This window comes from Nostoc sp. FACHB-110 (assembly GCF_014697425.1).
GTDB lineage: Bacteria > Cyanobacteriota > Cyanobacteriia > Cyanobacteriales > Nostocaceae > Nostoc_B.
This window is the reverse complement of record NZ_JACJRU010000006.1, coordinates 169,822-190,894: the sequence shown is the minus strand read 5'-3', so window position 1 is coordinate 190,894 and position 21,073 is coordinate 169,822. Positions and strand designations below refer to the sequence as shown.

The 21,073-nt window shown below is 40.1% G+C and carries 16 protein-coding genes and 1 pseudogene; 12 read left to right on the top strand and 5 right to left on the bottom strand.

Annotation, left to right across the window (positions count from 1 at the left end; translation table 11 throughout):
* Positions 1 to 27: 27 nt before the first annotated feature.
* Both H6G69_RS08945 and H6G69_RS08940 read right to left on the bottom strand, forming a co-directional pair.
* Positions 28 to 1,182, bottom strand: coding sequence for a glycosyltransferase family 4 protein (locus tag H6G69_RS08945; RefSeq protein ID WP_190684769.1), 1,155 nt, complete (start codon positions 1,180 to 1,182; stop codon positions 28 to 30).
* Positions 1,183 to 1,212: 30 nt separating this feature from the next.
* The gene (locus H6G69_RS08940) at positions 1,213 to 2,382 is read right to left on the bottom strand and encodes a glycosyltransferase family 4 protein (RefSeq protein ID WP_190684767.1); all 1,170 of its coding nucleotides are present in this window, start codon (positions 2,380 to 2,382) and stop codon (positions 1,213 to 1,215) included.
* Between the two features lie 641 nt (positions 2,383 to 3,023).
* Between H6G69_RS08940 and H6G69_RS08935 the strand changes: the two genes are divergently transcribed.
* From H6G69_RS08935 to H6G69_RS08925, 3 genes are all read left to right on the top strand, one after another.
* Positions 3,024 to 5,216 (top strand): hypothetical protein, encoded by a 2,193-nt coding sequence (locus H6G69_RS08935; protein ID WP_190684764.1) that lies wholly within the window; start codon positions 3,024 to 3,026, stop codon positions 5,214 to 5,216.
* 599 nt (positions 5,217 to 5,815) lie between these two features.
* Entirely contained in the window at positions 5,816 to 6,607 is a 792-nt protein-coding gene (locus H6G69_RS08930; protein WP_190684761.1) for a PIG-L deacetylase family protein, read from the top strand.
* A gap of 62 nt (positions 6,608 to 6,669) precedes the next feature.
* Positions 6,670 to 7,800: a glycosyltransferase family 4 protein gene (locus tag H6G69_RS08925; protein ID WP_190684758.1), complete on the top strand. Its 1,131-nt coding sequence runs from the start codon at positions 6,670 to 6,672 to the stop codon at positions 7,798 to 7,800.
* Positions 7,801 to 7,866: 66 nt separating this feature from the next.
* On the opposite strand, the gene H6G69_RS08920 is transcribed toward H6G69_RS08925, so the two are convergent.
* The gene (locus H6G69_RS08920; protein WP_190684754.1) at positions 7,867 to 8,778 is read right to left on the bottom strand and encodes an NmrA/HSCARG family protein; all 912 of its coding nucleotides are present in this window, start codon (positions 8,776 to 8,778) and stop codon (positions 7,867 to 7,869) included.
* Positions 8,779 to 8,890: 112 nt separating this feature from the next.
* Here H6G69_RS08920 and H6G69_RS08915 point away from each other — a divergent pair, with 112 nt between their 5' ends.
* From H6G69_RS08915 to H6G69_RS08900, 4 genes are all read left to right on the top strand, one after another.
* Positions 8,891 to 9,640: a red chlorophyll catabolite reductase gene (locus H6G69_RS08915; protein WP_190684752.1), complete on the top strand. Its 750-nt coding sequence runs from the start codon at positions 8,891 to 8,893 to the stop codon at positions 9,638 to 9,640.
* Positions 9,641 to 9,676: 36 nt separating this feature from the next.
* Entirely contained in the window at positions 9,677 to 10,720 is a 1,044-nt protein-coding gene (locus H6G69_RS08910) for a nitrilase-related carbon-nitrogen hydrolase (protein ID WP_190684747.1), read from the top strand.
* Between the two features lie 311 nt (positions 10,721 to 11,031).
* Complete coding sequence (locus tag H6G69_RS08905) at positions 11,032 to 12,450, top strand: aldehyde dehydrogenase family protein (RefSeq protein WP_190684744.1); 1,419 nt, start codon at positions 11,032 to 11,034, stop codon at positions 12,448 to 12,450.
* Between the two features lie 113 nt (positions 12,451 to 12,563).
* Positions 12,564 to 13,916, top strand: a complete 1,353-nt coding sequence (locus H6G69_RS08900; protein ID WP_190684741.1) for a cytochrome P450 — start codon at positions 12,564 to 12,566, stop codon at positions 13,914 to 13,916.
* Between the two features lie 97 nt (positions 13,917 to 14,013).
* Here H6G69_RS08900 and H6G69_RS08895 read toward each other — a convergent pair.
* Together H6G69_RS08895 and H6G69_RS08890 are read right to left on the bottom strand one after the other, a co-directional pair.
* Positions 14,014 to 14,280: pseudogene (locus tag H6G69_RS08895) on the bottom strand (IS1634 family transposase); the annotation flags it as partial.
* Position 14,281: 1 nt separating this feature from the next.
* The gene (locus tag H6G69_RS08890) at positions 14,282 to 15,496 is read right to left on the bottom strand and encodes an FIST N-terminal domain-containing protein (RefSeq protein WP_190684738.1); all 1,215 of its coding nucleotides are present in this window, start codon (positions 15,494 to 15,496) and stop codon (positions 14,282 to 14,284) included.
* Positions 15,497 to 15,902: 406 nt separating this feature from the next.
* Between H6G69_RS08890 and H6G69_RS08885 the strand changes: the two genes are divergently transcribed.
* The 5 genes from H6G69_RS08885 (at position 15,903) to guaA (ending at position 20,457) form a co-directional block, all read left to right on the top strand.
* Positions 15,903 to 16,142 carry a Calvin cycle protein CP12 gene (locus H6G69_RS08885; RefSeq protein ID WP_190684735.1) on the top strand — a complete coding sequence of 80 codons (240 nt, stop codon included), beginning with the start codon at positions 15,903 to 15,905 and terminating at the stop codon, positions 16,140 to 16,142.
* Between the two features lie 328 nt (positions 16,143 to 16,470).
* Positions 16,471 to 17,064 carry a DUF3177 family protein gene (locus H6G69_RS08880; RefSeq protein ID WP_190684732.1) on the top strand — a complete coding sequence of 198 codons (594 nt, stop codon included), beginning with the start codon at positions 16,471 to 16,473 and terminating at the stop codon, positions 17,062 to 17,064.
* A 24-nt stretch (positions 17,065 to 17,088) separates the two neighbouring features.
* Positions 17,089 to 17,388, top strand: a complete 300-nt coding sequence (locus H6G69_RS08875) for a hypothetical protein (RefSeq protein WP_190684730.1) — start codon at positions 17,089 to 17,091, stop codon at positions 17,386 to 17,388.
* Between the two features lie 103 nt (positions 17,389 to 17,491).
* A complete protein-coding gene (gene cbiD / locus H6G69_RS08870) occupies positions 17,492 to 18,607 on the top strand; it encodes a cobalt-precorrin-5B (C(1))-methyltransferase CbiD (RefSeq protein WP_190684727.1) in 1,116 nt (371 codons plus the stop codon).
* Positions 18,608 to 18,834: 227 nt separating this feature from the next.
* The gene (gene guaA / locus H6G69_RS08865) at positions 18,835 to 20,457 is read left to right on the top strand and encodes a glutamine-hydrolyzing GMP synthase (RefSeq protein WP_190684724.1); all 1,623 of its coding nucleotides are present in this window, start codon (positions 18,835 to 18,837) and stop codon (positions 20,455 to 20,457) included.
* The last annotated feature ends 616 nt before the right edge of the window (positions 20,458 to 21,073 follow it).

Below are 21,073 nucleotides of genomic sequence, written 5' to 3'. Positions count from 1 at the left end.
TGGGGATTGTTTATCGCTAATTCATCATCAATAGGCCATCTTATTGTGTACTTTCTGTAGTAATTGAGCAATTTGTTGATTAATTATTGCCACATCAAAATTTTTGCTAGCTAGACTCTGAGCATGATTAGCAATGGTTGTCATTATTTCTTTTTCTTGCAGACAAGTATTAATTACTTGTGCCAATTCCCGAGGGTTTTCTGGGGTGACTAAAAAGCCATTTACACCATGTTCCACTAATTCTCTAGCACCGCCAGCTTTGGCAGCTATGATTGGTGTGCCACATAACATAGCTTCTACAATCACTCTCCCAAAAGGTTCTGGTGCAGTGGAAGTATGAGTAATTAAGTTACAAGCAGCCATTAATTGGGGAATATCCGAACGAAAGCCTAAAAATTTTACGCGATGTTCTAGCCCTAAATCTATCACTTGTTGGTGTAATTCTTTAACATAATCTTGTTCACCAAATAAAGCATCACCAACTAAAATCGCTGTTACTTGTGGTGGACATTTTGCTAAGGCCGCAATTAAAATATGCTGTCCTTTCCACGGTGATAAGCGGCTAAAGTGTCCGACAACAAATTTGCCTGTTAATTCTAACTCTGCTTGAATTTTTTGAACTTCAGCATCACTAACTTGATAGTTTTTCGAGTCAAAACCGTTATAAATAATAGCAGTTAATTCTGATTTTCCCCCAGCTTGCACAAAGGCTTGTTGACTAGCCTGAGAATTAGCAATAACTAAAGATGCAAAAAGATTGGCTAAGGTAATAGCAACACGTAAATTAATTTGACTAAAGTGTGCTGGAGAAAGGATATCATGTAAATGATAAACTAAAGGGCGACGTGCTAAAAAACTTGCTAAGGCGCCCACCACTAATGCTTTTTGGGTATTAGCATAAATTAAATCGTATTTTTGGGCTAATTTAACAACCTTAATTAATAAAGGGATAAGTAGAATTAGACTAGCTAAGGCTGGCAATAATTTACTTTGCTTCCGCACTTGAATAGCTTGGGTTGTTAACACCTCCACAGGAATAGAATGCTGCTGGAGTAAAGTTTTAAAAGTGCCATCAGCAAATAACCCAACTAAAGCGCGATCGCCATAAGGTTTAGCAATATCTATTAAACATAATTCTGCCCCACCTGGTTTACCACTTTGGTCTAAAAATAGAATTTTCATAAAATATTTGAGTTAGTTCAATTTTCAGTTTTAAGCTAATATCACATCCCGCACTTTTTTGGCAATAAAATGCCAGTCATAGTAATTCACAGCATACTGACGGCAATCTTGGCGAGAAGGAATTGCTAATTCTCCTAATAAGATATTTGCTAATTTTTCAGCAATAGCGGCAGTGTCGGGAGTAGCAGTAATTAAGTCTGGCGAAAATGATGTTAAAATTTCTGGCATTCCCCCAATAGGTGTGCATAAAACAGGTGTGCCACAAGCTAAAGATTCTAAAACAGCTAATCCAAACCCTTCAAAAGATTGACTAGGCATAACAGTTAAATCAGCCGCTTGATAAGCTATCGGTAATTGTTCATCAGGTAAAAAACCTAAAAATTTCACCGAATCTTCTAAACCTAATTCTTTTACCTGCTGCTGTAACAAATTCTGCATATGACCACGACCAGCAATTGCTAACCAAACATCAGGAACTTTTGGTTTAATTAATGCTAGAGCTTGCAATAATTTATCGATACCCATACGATAAACTAAGCGTCGGGAAGTAAATAAAATATGCCGATTATCTGGCCAGCCTAATTGTTGACGCGCTGCTTGCGGTGATAAATTTGGCTGAAAACGATGAATATTTACGCCACCAGGGATAACGTGAATTTTTTCCCAAGGTATTTGATATTGTTGATGTAGAATATTACCAAATGCTTTGCTGAGAACAACAAAGCGATCGCAGCGATTATAAGTACTTTTTTCGATTAACCAACGCTTTAAAATAATACTGAGTTGATGATTAACCATTTCTTGTTGACTTTCGGAAGCCCAAGGGCCATGAAAGTTAAAAGTAATGGGGATATTTTTTGGCAAAATATCCATAATCGGAAAGCTATATAATGCAAAATGCAAATTGATCGCATCGGGTTTTGTAACTCTGGTTTTTTGAAAATTCCGCCGAATTGACCAAAATCTCTGCCATATTGGACTATCAGGAGAAGCTAAATTAGTTAACTTAATTGGTGAATCAACAGGAGATTCTGGTAAACCAACTCCACATAATTCTATATTGTCTTGACACGCGGCTAATTCATGGGTTAGTTCATAAATATACCTTTCTAAACCTCCAGGTGTGTGCGGAAACCAGCCTAAGCCAAGCGTGAGGATAGATGCAGCTGTAGAGCTACAATTTTGTGTTTTTTCTGACACTTAGTTACCTCCTACAATGTATGAGCGTGCTAAATTTTTAAAGCAGCTAATACTTATATCCTGTGGTTTTTCAGATAATCAGCATTCTTCGCTTCATACTGCATGGAGATTTTATCTAAGTAGGTCTTCGTGAATATTTATCGTCAGGAAAAGGCAGAAGGCAGGAGAATTTTAGCCCATACTTCAATAAAGTAGAGACGTTGCATTGCAACGTCTCTACAGATTCACCAAACATCACGAATAACTTTTAAAAGAGAATAGACTAGTTTTTATCTTGAATTCTCAATTAAATTTGTATATGAATTTACTATTTAGCAAAAATTGTCAGTAAATATTTTAACAAGTTGAATTTTGTTTAAACTAATTGTATGGCTTAGATAAATTTTTAGTAAACCTGAATTTTACAATATCAAGATTCAGCTATTTATATAATATGCTTTGCTAAGAGCAAAATTGATATTAAACAAAGGTGCAAATACAATAGTCAAGCATTTAAATGCGATACACCAGGGTTAATCATGATTGACTATTTGATTTAATTTATTGTTCATAAATTCACTTATCAGCAGTAGATTTTTAGATTTTTTTGCGATCGCAGCAGCAATAAAAATTATTTTGGCATCGTCAATCAAGGCAACGTTATGCAAAAATTTTATTTCTTATTGAGCCAAATTTATCGAGAAATTAGGCAATATATTAGCAAAATAAGTAGATTTATTGCTAAAAGAAAGTTAAGACCATTTTATTTTTTATTTTTTGGTGTAGCTGTTGCATCCATAGCGATTTCTATTGATATCAGTAGTGATTTAAATGTTACTAGTGTGGCTGCTACCACATATAAAACTTCTTGGTTAGGTAACACTTTTGGCGGTGGTGAAAAGTGGGTACAAAATAACATTGAAGCTATGTATGTGAGTCCCAATGGTACAGTCTACACTAATAGCCATTGGGATGAAGGTGGTAGAGAAGCAAGTATATATAAAGATGGCAATGTAGTTGGAATTGTTGAAGATACTCACGGTTGGAGTCGCCTTGGTGGGAAAGCTGTAACCGCTAATAATAAATATATTTACATTGCTTTATCTCAAGGTGCAATTGGCAAAACAGACCAAGATTATCCACCCGAAAATACAACTTGGTACACTGTCAGACGCTACACTTTATTAGGCAAGCCAGCACCTTTTACAGGTGGTCGGGGTTGGGATAAAAGTATGCTAATTATCGGTAATCAAAGCGAAGTTACTGGATTAGCTACCAAAGCCAATGAGTTATACGTAAGTGATGCAGCTAAAAATCAGATTCGGGTCTTTAATAGCGAAACAATGCAAGAACTACGCAGTTTTAGCGTAGACAAACCAGGCGCGATCGCTATTGATCAAAAAGGCAATCTTTGGGTGATCCAAAACCAAAAACAGATTCAAGCTTATTCTCCCACAGGTAAGCCCTTATCCGCAAAAATTACCAATGTTGCTCAACCTTCGGCGATCGCTATTGATCATCAAAACAGGCTATTAATAGCTGATAATGGACGCAACCAACAAATACTGATTTATAACATCAAAAATCAGCCTGTGCAGGTTGGCACATTCGGCACTAAAGGCGGAATTTATGCCGGGGTTCCCGGTGAAGTGCAACCATTAAAACTCTATGGTCTGACTGGAGTGGGTGCAGACGCAGCTGGTAATATCTATGTCAATAACAACGGTTTTAACAAATCAGGCACAGACTTACGCAAACTTTCATCTTCAGGAAAAATACTTTGGCAATTACACGGATTGTTATTTGTAGATAACGCCGATGCTGACCCGCAAACTGATGGCTTAGAAGTGTTTACCAAACAAGAACGCTTTTTAATTGACTATAACCAGCCTAGTGGTAAGCAATGGACTTACAAAGCTTACACCCTAAATCCGTTCAAATATCCCCAAGATCCGCGCTTGCATACCTCTCCTGACGCTACCTTTGTCCGCCGCATCAAAGGTCAGCCGTTTTTGTTCCTCACAGATATGTACAGCAGTTTTATCCAAATTTATCGCTTCAACCCAGCCAAAGATGGTAAAGTTGCTATTCCGGCGGGGATGTTTGCTAGTACCAATGAACAATCGCTGAAAGAAAAATGGCCTGCACATCAACCAGAAAAAGGAGATTGGATTTGGCGCGATCGCAACGGTAACGGTCTGTTTGACAAAGATGAATATGATAGAAATGAGGACTATCCGTACATCGGGGGATGGTGGGTAGATAGCAAAGGTGATGTTTGGAAAACCTTGCGAACTGAAGATGGTATTCGCCACTATCCGCTACAAGGACTAGATGCACATGGAAATCCCATCTACACCTATGCTTCCATGAAAAAGCAAAAAACTCCCAGCATCTTTACCGACTTACGGCGAATTGAATACTTTCCCGAAACTGATACGATGTATTTGTCTGGCTTTACCAAAGATCATCCAGCGATCGGTGATGATACTAAAGTAGTTGGTTCAGAAATCGCCCGTTTTGATCACTGGAGTCAAGGCAATTTTACACCCACTTGGCGGACTGTAATTCCTTACGACACCACAGGTAAGCGTGAAGTCGCCACCGCCGCGATGAGTGTAGCCGGAGACTATGTATTTGCTGTCACCGTCAAAACCGCAGAAGTTTACGTTTATCATGCCAAGACTGGAGAGATGGTGAAAACACTCAAACCCGGCCCTGAAGTTGCAGGTGAAAGTGGTTGGATTGATATCCCTCACGGTATCCGTGCTTTTCAGCGTTCTAATGGTGAATATGTAGTATTTGTTGAAGAAGATTGGAAAGGTAAAGTCATTATGTATCGCTTGAAAAGTTAAGTTTTCAAATATAGCAATTCAATTTGATTTCTTAGCCGGAGAAATTAATTCCTCCGGCTTTTTTTGTGATATTTGATGCTAAACCATAGAAGAGTTTAGGTTTTATTTAGATTTATTTTTTAACTATTTTCAAGCTAGTAATTGTGAGTATATAGCGTTTCCTAGTCTGCTGAAGTACAAATTTCTGCGTACCTCTGCGCTTAACTCTGCGAGCCTCTGCGTTTCAAAATATTACCTGTACCTCACTTAACTGGGAATCGCTATAAGCTCAATCACTAATAATAATAGATTACCTTAGATGATTTTGTGTTAGTCCACGCAGGTGGACTTTGCTTGTGTAGTAGCGAATTCTATTCGCCCAATACTTTTCAAACATCCTCTTATATTTGTAGTTTTTGCTCTGTCAATAATTAGTTAGAGAGAATTTACAAATTTTTCTATATCTTTTTACTTTCACAAGATAAAATATTTATTCTTTCTTTAAATAAAAAATCTGGAAACTCCACAATCAAAAAGTAAACAGAATATAGCAGTGGAGTGTTGGATAATTTCTGCACTATTTATTGCTATTATGATGCGCTTTAACAAATAAAAGACTTATGGCTATTAAAAGCTATTTACAACAGATACAAAAATTAATACCTAGTGTATGGCTAGAAAAGATGCAATATATTCACTCTAGCTTAATAGTAAATTGGATTTTGTTTCGAGAAAACAAACAGTTAGCATTTAATCAAAAATCAGCAATGGTATTTTCTCCCCATCAAGATGATGAAACATTTGGTTGTGGTGGGATGATTGCTCACAAATGCGAACAAGGTGTTTCGGTTGCAGTAGTATTTTTGACTGATGGACAAGGTAATCATCATGTAGACGAACAAGCCAAAAATAAAATTGTGCAAATGCGGCAACAAGAAGCAATCAAAGCCTTAAATATATTGGGTTTAGAAACATCAAAAATCCACTTTTTAGGCAAACCAGATGGCAAATTATTAAATTTAGCAAATTCCGAAAGACAAACAACAGTTTCTCAAATATCTGCACTTTTAAGCCAGTATCAACCAGCAGAAATATACATACCTCATAGAAAAGATTGCCATAGAGATCATGAAGCATCTTATGAATTGCTAAAAGCCGCAATTAAAGAAGCAAAAATAACTCCTGAACTCATTCAATATCCTGTCTGGCTATTTTGGCGAGCGCCTTTATTTATCCTGTTAAAACTGCAAGATATAGCCTCAGCTTATTGGGTTTCGATTTCTTCAGTTCAAGAGAGAAAAAAACAGGCGATCGCAGCTTATCCATCTCAAATAAATTCCCTACCGCGGGGATTTGTCCAACAATTTTTAAATAACTATGAAATCTTCTTTAAAACAGATAACCTCAACTAAGAATAGCTGAAATTCCAGCGATCGCCATAATTTAGACATAAACAATATTGAGAAAATTTACTATGAAAATATTACATATTACTAATCATCTCCAAAAAATCGGTAATGGCATTGTCAACGTAGCTGTAGACTTAGCTTGTTTACAATCACAAGATGGTCATGATGTGGCTGTGGCTTCGGCTGGAGGAGAATTTGAAACACTCTTAGCCAGTCATAACGCCAAACACTTTCAATTAAATCAGTCCAAACAACCGTTAAATTTGCTCAAAGCAGCTTGGCGTTTAAGAGAAATTATCCAACAATTTCAGCCAGATATTGTTCATGCACACATGATGACTGGAGTTGTGTTAGCCGGAGTTTTACGCAAAAGCTATAAGTATAATTTAGTCTCGACAGTACATAACGAATTTCAGCGCAGTGCCGTCTTGATGGGATTGGCAGATCGAGTGATAGCTGTAAGTCAAGCTGTATCTGATTCAATGGTGCGCCGTGGCATACCTAAAACTAAATTGCGCCTAGTTGCCAACGGCACATTAAGTAGCCCTCGCCATCCTAGTATTCAAGATTATCAACCTTTACCTCTGCATCGTCCAGCAATTACTACAGTTGCGGGGATGTATACCCGCAAAGGTATTACAGAATTAATTGCCGCTTTTAACAAAATTGCCTCAGATTATCCCGCAGCCCACTTATATTTAGTTGGTGATGGGCCAGAACGTGCAATATTTGAAGAAATTGCCCAAAATACACCATTCAGTCAGCGGATTCATTTTGAAGGGTTCCAGCCAGAACCACAACGCTACATGTTAGCCACCGATATTTTTGTCCTTGCTTCCCACTGCGAATCTTTCGGTTTAGTTCTCACAGAAGCACGCGAAGCGGGTTGCGCCATCATTGCCAGTGATGTAGATGGTATTCCAGAAACACTAGATCATCGCCAAGCAGGTATTTTAGTTCCACCTAAAGATAGCCAAACTCTAGCTCTCACCTTAGCCCAATTACTCAGCAACCCTGTAAAACTCCAATATTGGAAAAACCGCGCCAAACAAAATTTAGACCGATTCAGTGCTGTCAGAGTTCACGACGAAACCATGAATGTTTACCGTGAACTGGTGAAAAACTACAACGTCCGCACAGTGATGGATACTCAAGAAGTTCTCTTGATGAAAACACCCACCGCCCCACTACGTTGAAACTTCTTGGTAGTCAGACTTATATCGTTTCACTTTTAAAGTGAAACGATATTATTCCTTGGCAAATTAAAGATTTTCGTAACTCAATTGGGGATTTGCCCAGTCTGTTTCCGCTAAAAATTCACTAAATGTCGTCAAAAGTCCGGGAAATTCTTGGCGTAGATGGGCGACATCTGCTTGATAACCTTTGTGACGATACCACTGAATTAAACAATACAAATCTCTTTGAAAGAATAGTAAGAAAATCCACGGCGGCGTTTGTTGATAAACAACTGGCTTTCCTTGCGCCTGAGAAAATGCCGCTGCCATTTGTGTGGGAGTTAAGACATCACCTGCTAACTCAATTTCTTTACCGATATACTGGGATGGATGTTTAATCACATAGGCAGCAATCCGACCCATATCTTTAGTAGTGATTAGATGCATCGGTCTATCAGGTTGAATCGCAAAGGCGAAAGTGCCTTTGAGGATAGCAGGTCGAGTGTATTTCTTCCACAATTCTTCCATGAATAAGCAAGCTCGCAACATAGTAGTTGGTAAACCTGCTTGTTTGAATATTTGCTCTACCTGATACTTTTGTTCAATCCGAATCACTCCCGAATTTCTGTCAGCCCCACCTGCGGAGTTATAAACAAAATGCTGAATATTCGCTTGTTTAGCGGCGTGGGCAACTCGTTTAGCCCTGGCAATTTCTAAGGGCGTAGGTTTAGCTGCATCTGGCGCAGTTGCATGACAATAAACTGCCGAAACATCTGTAAAGGCAGTAATGAGAGAATCGGCATCATCGAGGTTGGCTTCTACCAGTTCAATTCCGGCCTGATTCAGCAAGGCTTGCGATGGACGGTTGAGGTCGATTTTTCTGGTGATGGCGCGCAGATTAGTGACATTTTGTTCCAGAAATCCTTTGATGATGTTGCCACCTGTGCCACCTGTAACGCCGATGAGCAGTATTTTTTGGCGATCGCCCTTTTGTGACATTCTTTTACTGGGAATGCTGCGTCATAAATTCAGTCTAGACTAATTAATTAGTTTTCATCTGGCTAAGTTCAGACAAATATCTATAACGCTGAGATTCAATGGAGGTTAAACCATGAGTGAGCCGCAATCAGATATAGCTGTATTTGAGCGATTGTGGGGTATTACCAACGAACTTCGCCAAAAACTCAACGCGCGTTTTGACCTCCATTTAGATTCTGCTACTGCTAATTTAAGTAATTACTCTGACCAAAAAGGAGAAATTCAAGGCTCTTTTAATGCTTATACTGGTTCGGAAATTGACTGGTTAGTACATCAATGGTCACACAAACCCCAATCTGATTTTAACTATGTGCGCTTGGTTATCTGGTTAGGCTCACAGATTCGCGTTCCCCATCTGGCTTTTGAGTTTGGTACTTTTGGAGAGCTACTTTTTTATATTGATTACATTCCGCGCACAGATTTATCCACAGATTTAGAATATCTCGATCGCTACTACGAACCTGTAAACAATACTTATTTACATCTCCAAAAAGATATCCGCTTTCAAGCGTATAACAGCAGAAGCACTTATATTCGTCAGGTTTTCTCACCTGTTTGTTTGTGTTTTACCTGTGGGATTGGGGATGAAACTTTAACCGTTGTTAGCAGTATTGCTCATTCCATGATCGACCGTTGGCTAACTTGGGTAGATGCCGCCGAAACTGTACCGGAATCTGAACGCGCTGATTTATCTCAACGCGATTTGTTTCTGCGTCGGACAATTGCCGAACGTGATCCGGGAAACGAAAACGCCGCCCAGATGTTTGGGGAAGAATTGACTAATAAATTAGTGGTTGCGCTTTGGGGTGGCGATCGCAGATAAACTGAATAGTGAGAAAATTTTCATACAGCAACCAGCATGGTGAATCATACTGCCCCCATTGAATCATTTCGTGCTTTAGCATTGCAAGTGACTTGTCATGCAGTTAACCAAGCAAGCGATCGTCAAGAAACTCGTTCTTTAATAGAAAAGGCTATTACCCGTTTAGCCCAGCAAATTGCTGCCAGTATCGCTTTTATTGGCTCTGATTGTCGGTTAATTGTCTTGCCGGAATATTTTCTCACTGGCTTTCCAATGGGGGAACCTTTAGCTGTGTGGGCAAATAAAGCTTGTATAGAAATGAACGGTGCAGAATACACAGCCCTTGGGAAAATTGCCCAAAAACACAAAATATTTTTAGCTGGTAACGCTTACGAACTCGACCCTAATTTTCCAGGGTTGTATTTTCAAACCTGTTTTGTCATTGACCCTGCTGGCGAAGTTATCTTGCGGTATCGGCGGTTAAATTCATTATTTGCACCCACGCCTGGGGATGTTTGGGATAAATACTTAGATTGCTACGGTTTAGAAGGTGTCTTCCCAGTTGCCAAAACCGCCATTGGCAATTTAGCCGCCTTAGCCTCCGAAGAAATTTTATACCCCGAAGTAGCCCGGTGTTTAGCAATGCGAGGCGCAGAGATTTTTCTGCACTCCACCTCAGAAGTTTATAACAACAGTTTGACACCTAAAGATGCAGCCAAAATTTCTCGGGCGGTAGAAAATATGGCTTACGTTGTTTCTTCTAATACAGCTGGTCTAGCGAATAGTTCGATTCCCATTGCTTCGGTTGATGGTGGTTCTAAAATTGTTGACTATCGCGGTATAATTTTAGCCCAGACAGGTGCAGGCGAAAGTATGGCTGCTTTTGCTGAGATAGATTTAACCGCCTTAAGACGCGATCGCCGTCGCCCTGGGTTAAATAATATACTCTCTCGTCAGCGATTTGAACTATACGCCCAAAGCTACAGTCAGGCACAATTCTACCCAGCAAATACTATGCTTGAGGGAGAAGTGCAACGCCAACATTTTATCCAAACACAGCAAAAGACCATAGAACGTCTAAGTGAGTTAGGAGTTATTTGAAGTATGAAGTGTGAAGTATGAAGTATGAAGTGTGAAGTATGAAGTGTGAAGTATGAAGTGTGAAGTATGAAGTATGAAGTATGAAGTGTGAAGTATGAAGTGTGAAGTATGAAGTATGAAGTCTCAATTTTCTGCGCCCTCCTGTTATTTAAAAAATGACCAAGCCCTGTTGGGGCGGAGTGTGGCTGAGTGGGTGTGGGGGATATAGAGCATCGAAGCACCCTGGGAAGCCCCGTATGCATCAAGAGGGTTCAAGCCCCAAGCAATGCCGTATTCACTACACCCAACACCCTACCCTCTGTTCTTGACCAATGACAAAAGCCATCGAAGTTCGTAACCCACGTACAGGGAAATATGATTACGTAATTATTCCACCACCGCCGAAACTGTTGGCACAGCAATGCAACCGGGCGCGCAGAGCGCAAGTGCGTTGGCAAAAGTTAGGGGTAGAAGGTAGAATTGCCGCCCTACAAGAATGGAAGCAAGCGGTATTATCAGAGCGCGACAAACTCAAAGAAGCTTTAGTCAATGACACTGGTAGATTATCTATATCAATTCTCGAAATCGATTCCTTTGTTTCTAGCATCGATCGCTGGTGTGGATTAGCACCAGATTTGTTACAAGATGTAGCTAAAAATACCTCTATACCTTTCATCGCCCTACAACAAACCTCAACGCCTTACCCTTTAGTCGGGGTAATTAGTCCGTGGAATTTTCCTTTATTACTATCAACAATTGATACAATCCCGGCCTTGATTGCGGGTTGTGCCGTAGTTGTCAAACCGAGTGAAATTGCTCCCCGCTTCATCGCCCCATTGATAGCTACGATTAATTCTGTTCCCTCCTTGCGTGATGTCTTAAGTTTTATCGAAGGCGCAGGCGAAACAGGTGCGGCTTTAATCGAAAATGTCGATTTAATTTGTTTTACTGGCAGTGTCGCCACGGGGCGCAAAGTGGCCGAAGCCGCAGCCAAAAGATTTATTCCAGCTTTTTTAGAATTGGGTGGCAAAGATCCGGCGATCGTTTTAGAATCAGCCAATCTAGATTTAGCAACCTCAGCAATTTTGTGGGGTTCTGTCGTCAATACCGGACAGTCATGTTTATCAATTGAGCGAATTTACGTTGCCGAATCTATATTTGAAAAGTTTTATCATCAATTAGTTACCAAAGCCCATAGCCTACAACTAGCCTATCCCAGCTTAGAAAGTGGCGAAATTGGCCCAATCATTGCCGAAAGACAAGCAGCAATTATTAATGAACATATTGCAGATGCTGTGGAAAAAGGTGCAGTTATTCACTGCGGCGGCAAAGTCGAAGAAATAGGGGGCGGTTGGTGGTGTCGTCCTACTGTGCTAACAGAAGTCAATCATTCCATGAAAGTCATGCAGGAAGAGACTTTTGGCCCTATCATGCCAGTCATGCCCTTTACCAACGTTGAAGCAGCTATCAATTTAGCAAACGATTCAATTTATGGACTAAGTGCAGCGGTGTTTGCAGAAACAGAAACCGCCGCTTTAGCAGTAGCTCAATATTTAGATGCAGGTGCTATTAGTATTAATGATGCCGCCTTGACTGCCATCATGCACGAAGGCGAGAAAAATGCTTTTAAATTCTCCGGTTTAGGTGGTTCGCGGATGGGTGCAGCCGCCCTCAAACGATTTTTGCGGAAGAAAGCTTTTTTGATGAAAACTAATTCTCAAAAAGACCCTTGGTGGTTTGATCATGGGTAATTTATCATAATTTTTTGTTCACAACCTATCTGCAATTGCTGTAGCAACTTTATCTCAAGATAGAAATCACAATAATCAAATTTATCCAAAATAAGTTACAGGGTTTTCAAGATATGACAATTAAACAAATTGAGAAACTGACAACTCCTAAATTTATCCAACAAATTGAATCAATCCTCAAACCATTAGAATTTTTAGATCGTTGCGCCAAAGATTATGGAGATATTTTCTTGACTAATTCTTTTGGCAATCTAGAAACTTTAGTTGTTAGTCACCCCCAGGATCTTCAAGAGTTATTTAATCCTGTTAATAAAATACTTGATGCTCCAGGTGCGGCTAATGAAATCTTCAAACCTCAGCTGGGAGAAAACTCATTAATTGTACAAGATGGCGAACGGCATCAACGTCAACGCAAGCTAATCATGCCACCCTTTCATGGAGAACAGATGCTCAATTATGGTCAACAAATTTGTGAAATAACCCAACAAGTCATCCAAAATATCCAACCAGATGAAGTTTTCATTGCTCGTCATTTAAGTGAAAACATTACCATGAAGATTATTTTAAAAGTAGTCTTTGGGATAAATGAGGGATTCAGGCTGGAAAAAGTGAAAAATCTCATGAATACTTGGCTTTCTTTGACTAGTTCACCACTCAGTGCCAGCGTTTTATTGCTTCCATCTCTACAAAAAGATTTAGGTGCTTGGAGTCCTTGGGGAAAATTTCTGCGTTTAAGAAAACAAATTGATGACAACTTAATGGCAGAAATATTAGAGCGTCGTCAACAAATGCAAACCTCGCGTTTCGATATTCTGAGTTTGCTAATGAAAGCAGAATATGAAAATGGAGAAGGCATGAGTGATGCTGAATTAAGAGATAACTTATTAACGTTGCTGAATGCTGGTCACGAAACTACGGCGACTGCTATTGCTTGGGCTTTGTATTGGATTCACCAACAACCGGAAGTTTATGAGAAACTTTTGTATGAGTTACAAGGTTTAGATAATCCTGACCCACTCAAAATTAGTCAACTACCTTACCTAACAGCAGTTTGCCAAGAAACCTTGAGAATTTACCCTGTAGTTCTTTTCACTTTCCCGAGAATTACTTTACGCTCCGTCAATTTAAGAGGATATCAAGTTGCTGCGGGAACGTATGTGACACCTTGCATTTATTTAACTCATCGTCGAGAAGATTTATATCCTCAACCACATGAATTTCAACCTCAAAGGTTTATCAATCGGAAATACTCACCTTATGAATTTTGGCCTTTTGGAGGTGGTTCTCGCCAATGTCTAGGGCAAGTATTTGCTTTGTTTGAAATGAAATTAATTTTAGCGACTATTCTTTTAAATTATCGATTGAAATTAGCAGAAAAAGCCCCAGTTAATCCAGCGCGTAGAGGTTTTCTATTAGGACCTAAAGGTGGAGTCAAAATGAGCCTTGTGAGTAGTAATGTTTGCTAGGCAAAATGCCTAGATGATCATTTTTATAGCTGTAGTCGCTGGGAAAGTAAGATAGCCCCCAACAACGGTGGGTTAAAACCTACATTCTGCAGGTCTATCAGGTAAGCAAATAATATTTTCGGCAAGGAGCACCGAGAAATTGGAGAATCCAACGTCGTTCATCGGTAAGATTAGCAATTTGTTGAATGCCGGCGATCGTTAACAGATGAATCGACATAAAACATTGAAAGACCCAACGTAAAGTGGGTGTAGCAGTGGGCTTACCTAACTGATTATTGATAGTTTGTTTTGCACTCTCCAAAGCTTGGCGCAGCGCCCTTTGCCCTAAAGTGTAAACTAATAAGCATAGACCCATGACCATTGACTCAAAACTGATTTTGACGGCAAATGCCAAAGACTGAGGTATAACCGTGGAGGAAGGTTCTACCACCTACAGGGCCAATTTCACCACTACAGAAAAAGCCACTGACGGGTAAATTTTGGAAATAACGTTGAAATAATGCAGAATCAAAGTTGGGTTTGCCGTAAAGTCCTTCGCCACGACCAACACAAGAAAACATTAAAGCAGCAATAGCCGAAGATGTGGTGTTTTGCTGGTTTTGATATCGTTCTAGCAGAAATTCTAAATCTTCTGCGGAAGCTTCCGCATCACGGATGTGAAATTGTAGACGTTGGCCAGGACGAACGAGATCGCCGATCGCGATCGCACCTCCAGTGGGATCTACACCTAGAATATTACGAATTAAAAAATCTCCTTGCAGCAAGGATAGTTTAAACTCGTCCATCGCTACCCCAACAAACAAAGAATGTTGGGCCAAACTCCGTTCTTTCTCGCTCAGACTATTAATTAAATCCCGCAGCAGCACCAGTGGCACTTGTTCGTCTAATTCTAAAATAATGTTGCGTTCGGCTTTGGTGACTTGCATTGGTTTACCAATGGGTCGGCAACCTTGGGCCACAATTGTTTCTAAGACAATATTACCAGTCAAAGCTAAACCCACAGTGCCTTCTCGATAGAGGCGATCGTTACAAAACAGTGCAATGCGACTACCCATCCCACCCGCACTTGCCTGTCCTCCCAGAATCACTGAACCAGGATAAGCAAAATCTAAGCCTTGCAACAGTTCATTGATCCCGGAAGAAAAAGAACTCGACAATAAAATAAATTGTGGCTTTTGAGATGGTTCTACGCCGATTAAATTAATCCAAGCATCGGGCGAACTATCTAAATCGGGCAATTCTTCTGACAATACATGAAAAACTTGAATATTCACTCCTGGCAGATGTGCCAAAGTCAGACTTAAAGCAGCTTCCGCTTCTATTTCTTCAGTTTGTCCTTTAGTTGTAGTCCCAATTACGCCGCCGCCACTACAACCAACAATCACAGGTAGTGCCAGTTGCTCTGCCAGTAAAGGTAAAAGCCGTGAATACTCACTAGCAAAAGCAGATGAAATAAATACCAGCCCTAAATCCGCAGGTGCTGTTAACGAAGACACAGCCCTTTGTACCACCTCTTTTACAGCTGCTTCCAACGAAGGACGGGTTGATAGGGCATTTGCCCACTGCATTTGATCTGCCATGAGTTTTTAGCTCTTTCCTTTTCGTCGTGCTTTTAGCTCAAGGTTTTGACGAGACAAAGATGTGCCAGCCTTTCATAAGTATATTTTATAACTGAGGATGAAAAGTTTTTCTTCCCCTTTGCCTCCCGCATAGCTGTCTTTTAAGACAGTTATTCATCAATTCCTACTGCATGGAATAAATATAGTTGATAGATGTACTTTCACAGTAAGGACTCTATAAAATCTTAAAAGTATAGACAAACATACCCGATAAATATTCTGGTTTGCCTGAGTTCACAATCATCCAACTGTCAGACTAAGTAGTTGTGCTAATTATGTAAAATGATGAGTGATAGTACAAAAACTAGCAATTTTTGAACTTTTCTATACTAGTATTAACAACACACAACAAAGCAAAGCAAAAGCTATGAGCGAAACCAAAGCAAAAGTTGATATCCAAGAACAAATTCAAGCAGAAGTAGAACAAGCTCGTGCTGTCTGCGATATCTCCGGTAGCAATTCTGCTGAGTGTGCAGCTGCTTGGGATGCAGTTGAAGAGCTGCAAGCTGAAGCCTCTCACCAGCGTCAAACTAAGCCAAAAAATTCTTTGGAACAGTACTGCGATGATAATCCAGAAGCGGCTGAGTGCCGTGTTTATGATGAATAAACCTTAAATTGGGTCAATTTTCCATTCATCCCAGAGGCAAGCAACCAAAATCTATTTACGAATTAAGACCTTGTACCTTAATGCTTTTTGGGGTGTGTGGCACAACTTACCCTATATCAGCCGTAAGTTTGTACAAGCTCATGAAAGTAAAAGATATACAAGTTGCTTGTTTTTTTGCATCATATTTAGAGAGATGGGTAAATTCCAGTCAGCGTTTAGTGCCAGCATCAGAATTACCTATTTCCACCAAAAGTCTTTGCTGAAGTATCCGTTATAGTAAATATCTGCATCTTCATGCAAACTTTTTATTTATCGTCTGGCAAAAACAATGCAAGAAGTTTGGTTCCGCCCCTATATTTGGACTGATTACCGACTGGGGGTATTATTTACGTTAGTTATTCCTTTAATTTTGTTAATTTGGGCATTTGTGCAGAAGGCAGAAGGAATTCAACGCCTGTTAATGATTTACTGGCGAATTGCCAGCCTTTTGGTCATTACAATTTATTTAATGATTGCGGAATATCCAGTCAGCTTTATTTCGGGATTGATAGCAAATATTCTGATTCCCATTTCTTTATGGTTCTGGGTCGATCTCAATGATGAAATTGAGTATCAACCTAGCGGCCCGTTAAAGTTAATTTTTACCTCTTGGCGTTGGGCTGTATCAGTTTATTGTCTTTTAGGTGCGATCGCTTTTATCCCCTTTATCGGTTGCGCTTTTTCAGCAACAGCCATTAAAAGTCCCTATTGTCGAGTCTGGTTTGAAGCCCCCTTACTCTTCAAAGATTATTTCCATCACAACAGCAAGCCTGGATTTCTGGGTTTTCTGGGAATCGTCTGTCTAGTGATTTATGTGCTTTACTTAAGCTATTTTGTTTTATTTAAGCTGGGCAAACAAGGACGCTCGGCTACACCACAGTAATTAGCTATCATTGCATCCAATTTGATGAATAATTCCATTGGCAAGCGGCTAGAACAATACACCATCAAACGTCCCCAAGAAGTCTTACTCATCGCGGTGGAAATAGCTGATGAACAAGATAAAATTGCCGTCTTCAAAGGTTTTTCTAGTTCTTTGATGCGCCCCACTGCCTTCGATCCAGATGTACCTGTGTTACTAGATGCTGCCACAATTATCAGTATCGATCGCATTGCCAGCCCTTATAATCCTGAAGCACCCCGCTATATTGAAAAAGGCATCTCTTGGGAAGCAATGCAAGCTTTATTAGCAGAGGTGGGAGTGTGAAGTATGAAGTGTGAAGTGTGAAGTGTGAAGTGTGAAGTATGAAGTGTGAAGTGTGAAGTATGAAGTATGAAGTGTGAAGTGTGAAATATTATGTTGTTGATGAATGAGTAAGGCTGGATACACTTTACCTGTGTTTGCTTGTGCGGCGGCTGTGGCGGCGTTACATTGGTTACGCCAGCGTCAGCCGTTAAAAGTTGTGGCGGTGGATTTAATTACACCGCCACAAATCGTAGAAATACCAATTGAACAGGTATCTGGTCTAGCGGAAAATCTGGCTTTGGCAATTACCCGGAGTGACCCTGGTGATAATCTTGACCTTACCCGCGATACACCGATTTGGGCAATGGTCGAATGGGGTGGTGAAGGTGAAGAAACGGTGACAATTAAAGGTGGGGAAGGGATCGGTAAAATTCTCCATACAGGAGAACAACCAGCAATTTATAGTTATGCCCAAAGGTTATTACAAGAAAATTTGCGGCGGCTGCTAGCAACAGGTGAAAAAATCACCGTAACGATTATTTTACCTTTCGGGCGATCGCTGGCGGTTCGCACTTCTAATGCTGCTTTTGGTGTAGTCGAAGGACTTTCTTTGTTAGGTACAACCGGAATTTCTCAACCTTTAAGTTCACCCGATCAGTTAAGCTCTTTTCGCGTCGAATTACAACAAAAAGCCAGTAGTTTTAGCAGCTTGGTATTTTGCATTGGTGAAAACGGCTTAGATTTAGCGCGAAAACTCGGTATTAATCCTGAACAACTAGTAAAAACTGCTAACTGGTTGGGGCCGATGTTAGTCGAAGCGAATGCTTTGGGTGTTAAAGAAATCTTATTGTTTGGCTATCACGGCAAGTTGCTAAAACTAGCTGGGGGAATATTTCACACTCATCATCATTTAGCCGATGGGCGACGAGAAATTTTAGCAGCCCACTGCGCTTTGCTAGGGATGAAGTCATCAGATATACAAGTAATATTTAATAGTGAAACTGCGGAAGCTGCACTGAAATATTTAAAAGAATTAGATGCTGGTAGTGGTAGTGATTGGGTGAATCAAGTTTATAGTGCGATCGCTGAAACTATCGATACGCGTTCTCAAGAATACATGAAAAGCCATAATAACCGAGATACAGCAGTACCAGTGTGCGGCTCAATTCTCTTTGAGCGCGATCGCAAAATTATCGTAAAAAGCAAAACTGCTTGTTTGCTGATCGAAAAATTATGTTAATTTATTATGAATAATCATTAATAATCCAAATAAGTAACTTTTTCAGTAACCACTCTAGGTTAAGTTATTCCTTCTAATACCATCTGAGATTGAAAGGCAAAGCAAACCCGTTATCAAGCGTGTTTGTAGGGGATTTTTTACCATTTACTAGCCTTTTAAGATGAATAGATGGTATTTTTGTCAGACCACTGTGCAACTATCTACTACTTAATTTCAACTCCCCCATCATGAATACAGCGGTGACTCTACTAACCGAACAAGCACCTCAACCAGTGGAAGACTTGAGGCAGCTTGAACGTCAAATGATTATTATTCTAGACTTTGGCTCTCAGTATTCCGAACTGATAGCCAGACGTATCCGCGAAACTCAAGTATATTCTGAAGTTCTGTCTTATCGCACCACCGCCGAACAATTGCGGCAACTGAACCCCAAAGGCATTATTCTTTCTGGTGGCCCGAGTTCAGTTTACAGTGAAAAAGCTCCCCACTGTGACCCGGAAATTTGGCATTTAGGCATCCCCATTTTAGGTGTCTGCTATGGGATGCAGTTGATGGTAAACCAACTTGGTGGAGAAGTCGCCAAAGCAGATCGCGGTGAATATGGTAAAGCCTCATTATATATAGATGATCCTACCGACTTATTAACCAACGTCGAAGATGGCACAACCATGTGGATGAGTCACGGCGACTCTGTGGTGACAATGCCACCAGGTTTTGAAATTTTGGCACATACAGAAAATACCCCCTGTGCGGCTGTTGCTGACCACGAAAAGAAACTTTATGGTGTGCAGTTCCACCCCGAAGTTGTACATTCCATTGGTGGTTTAGCCTTAATTCGCAACTTTGTTTATCATATCTGCGAATGCGAACCCACTTGGACGACTGCTGCCTTTGTCGAAGAAGCAATCAGAGAAATTCGCGCTAAAGTAGGCGATAAACGGGTACTTTTGGCATTATCTGGCGGTGTAGATTCTTCTACCCTAGCTTTTTTACTACATAAAGCGATCGGTGATCAACTGACTTGTGTATTTATCGACCAAGGCTTTATGCGGAAATATGAGCCAGAAAGGTTGGTGAAATTGTTCCAAGAGCAGTTTCATATCCCTGTAGAATATGTGAATGCGCGCGATCGCTTTTTAGATACCATTGCAGGTGTGACAGATCCTGAAGAAAAACGCCGTCGCATCGGGCATGAATTTATTAGCACCTTTGAAGAAGCATCAAAACGCCTCGGCCCCTTTGATTATTTAGCCCAAGGCACACTCTATCCAGATGTCATCGAATCTGCCGATACCAACGTTGACCCCCAAACAGGTGAACGGGTAGCAGTCAAAATTAAAAGCCATCACAACGTCGGCGGTTTACCCAAAGATTTGCGATTTAAATTAGTTGAACCTCTGCGGAAACTATTTAAAGATGAAGTCCGCAAAGTTGGCCGTTCTATTGGTTTACCCGAAGAAATTGTCCAACGCCAACCCTTCCCCGGCCCTGGTTTAGCAATTCGCATTATTGGTGAAATCACCGCCGAAAGATTGAATATTTTGCGTGATGCCGATTTAATTGTGCGCCAAGAAATTAATCAACGTGGTTTATATAACGAAGTTTGGCAAGCCTTTGCTGTATTGTTACCAATTCGTAGTGTAGGTGTGATGGGTGATAAGCGTACCTATGCCTACCCCATTGTCCTGCGGATTGTTACTAGTGAAGATGGTATGACCGCAGATTGGGCGCGTCTCCCTTATGATGTGTTGGAAGTAATTTCTAACCGCATCGTAAATGAAGTCAAAGGCGTGAATCGTGTAGTTTACGACATCACATCCAAGCCACCTGGAACCATCGAATGGGAGTAATTAAGTGAATGTTTAAATGAAAGATTGAGGTGGGTACTTCCCACCTTTTTTTTCAAAAATTATCGCTAATATTGCTACTAATACCTCTCCCACTCTATACTTTTTCAGCCGATCGCACCTTCGCACCACTATTGAATACGGTACTATTAAGTTATAAATATAACGTTTAAAATTTACGCACTTAATAAGAGTTAGGCCTACTTAAATCCATCCTATCTTTGCAGCATCTATCTCATAAACAAATAGCAACTATGTGCCAATTTATTTATAAACGCTGCTAGGAAAGACTAGCAAGGTAAAAAGTTGAACAACAAGTCAGATAAATATAGTCGCATATAAAAATTTTAAAAAGAAGTTAAGAACGCTCGGTATTAATCCTGATACTATTTAGACGTACAGAACTTTATACTACGAAAGTAATGTTTATGATGCTTCATCAATCAGTTACCTTTATAATTGACGCTGACTGATACTGATAGAGTATTTTGGGGAATTACACAGAGAAGCTGAATTTTCAAGATTTTATTTGGCAACTCATATTTTTACTCATAAAATCAAAGACAAGCTAAAGTTCGGCCGAACAGCAGCCTAAATATAACAGTCCGTTAATAAATCA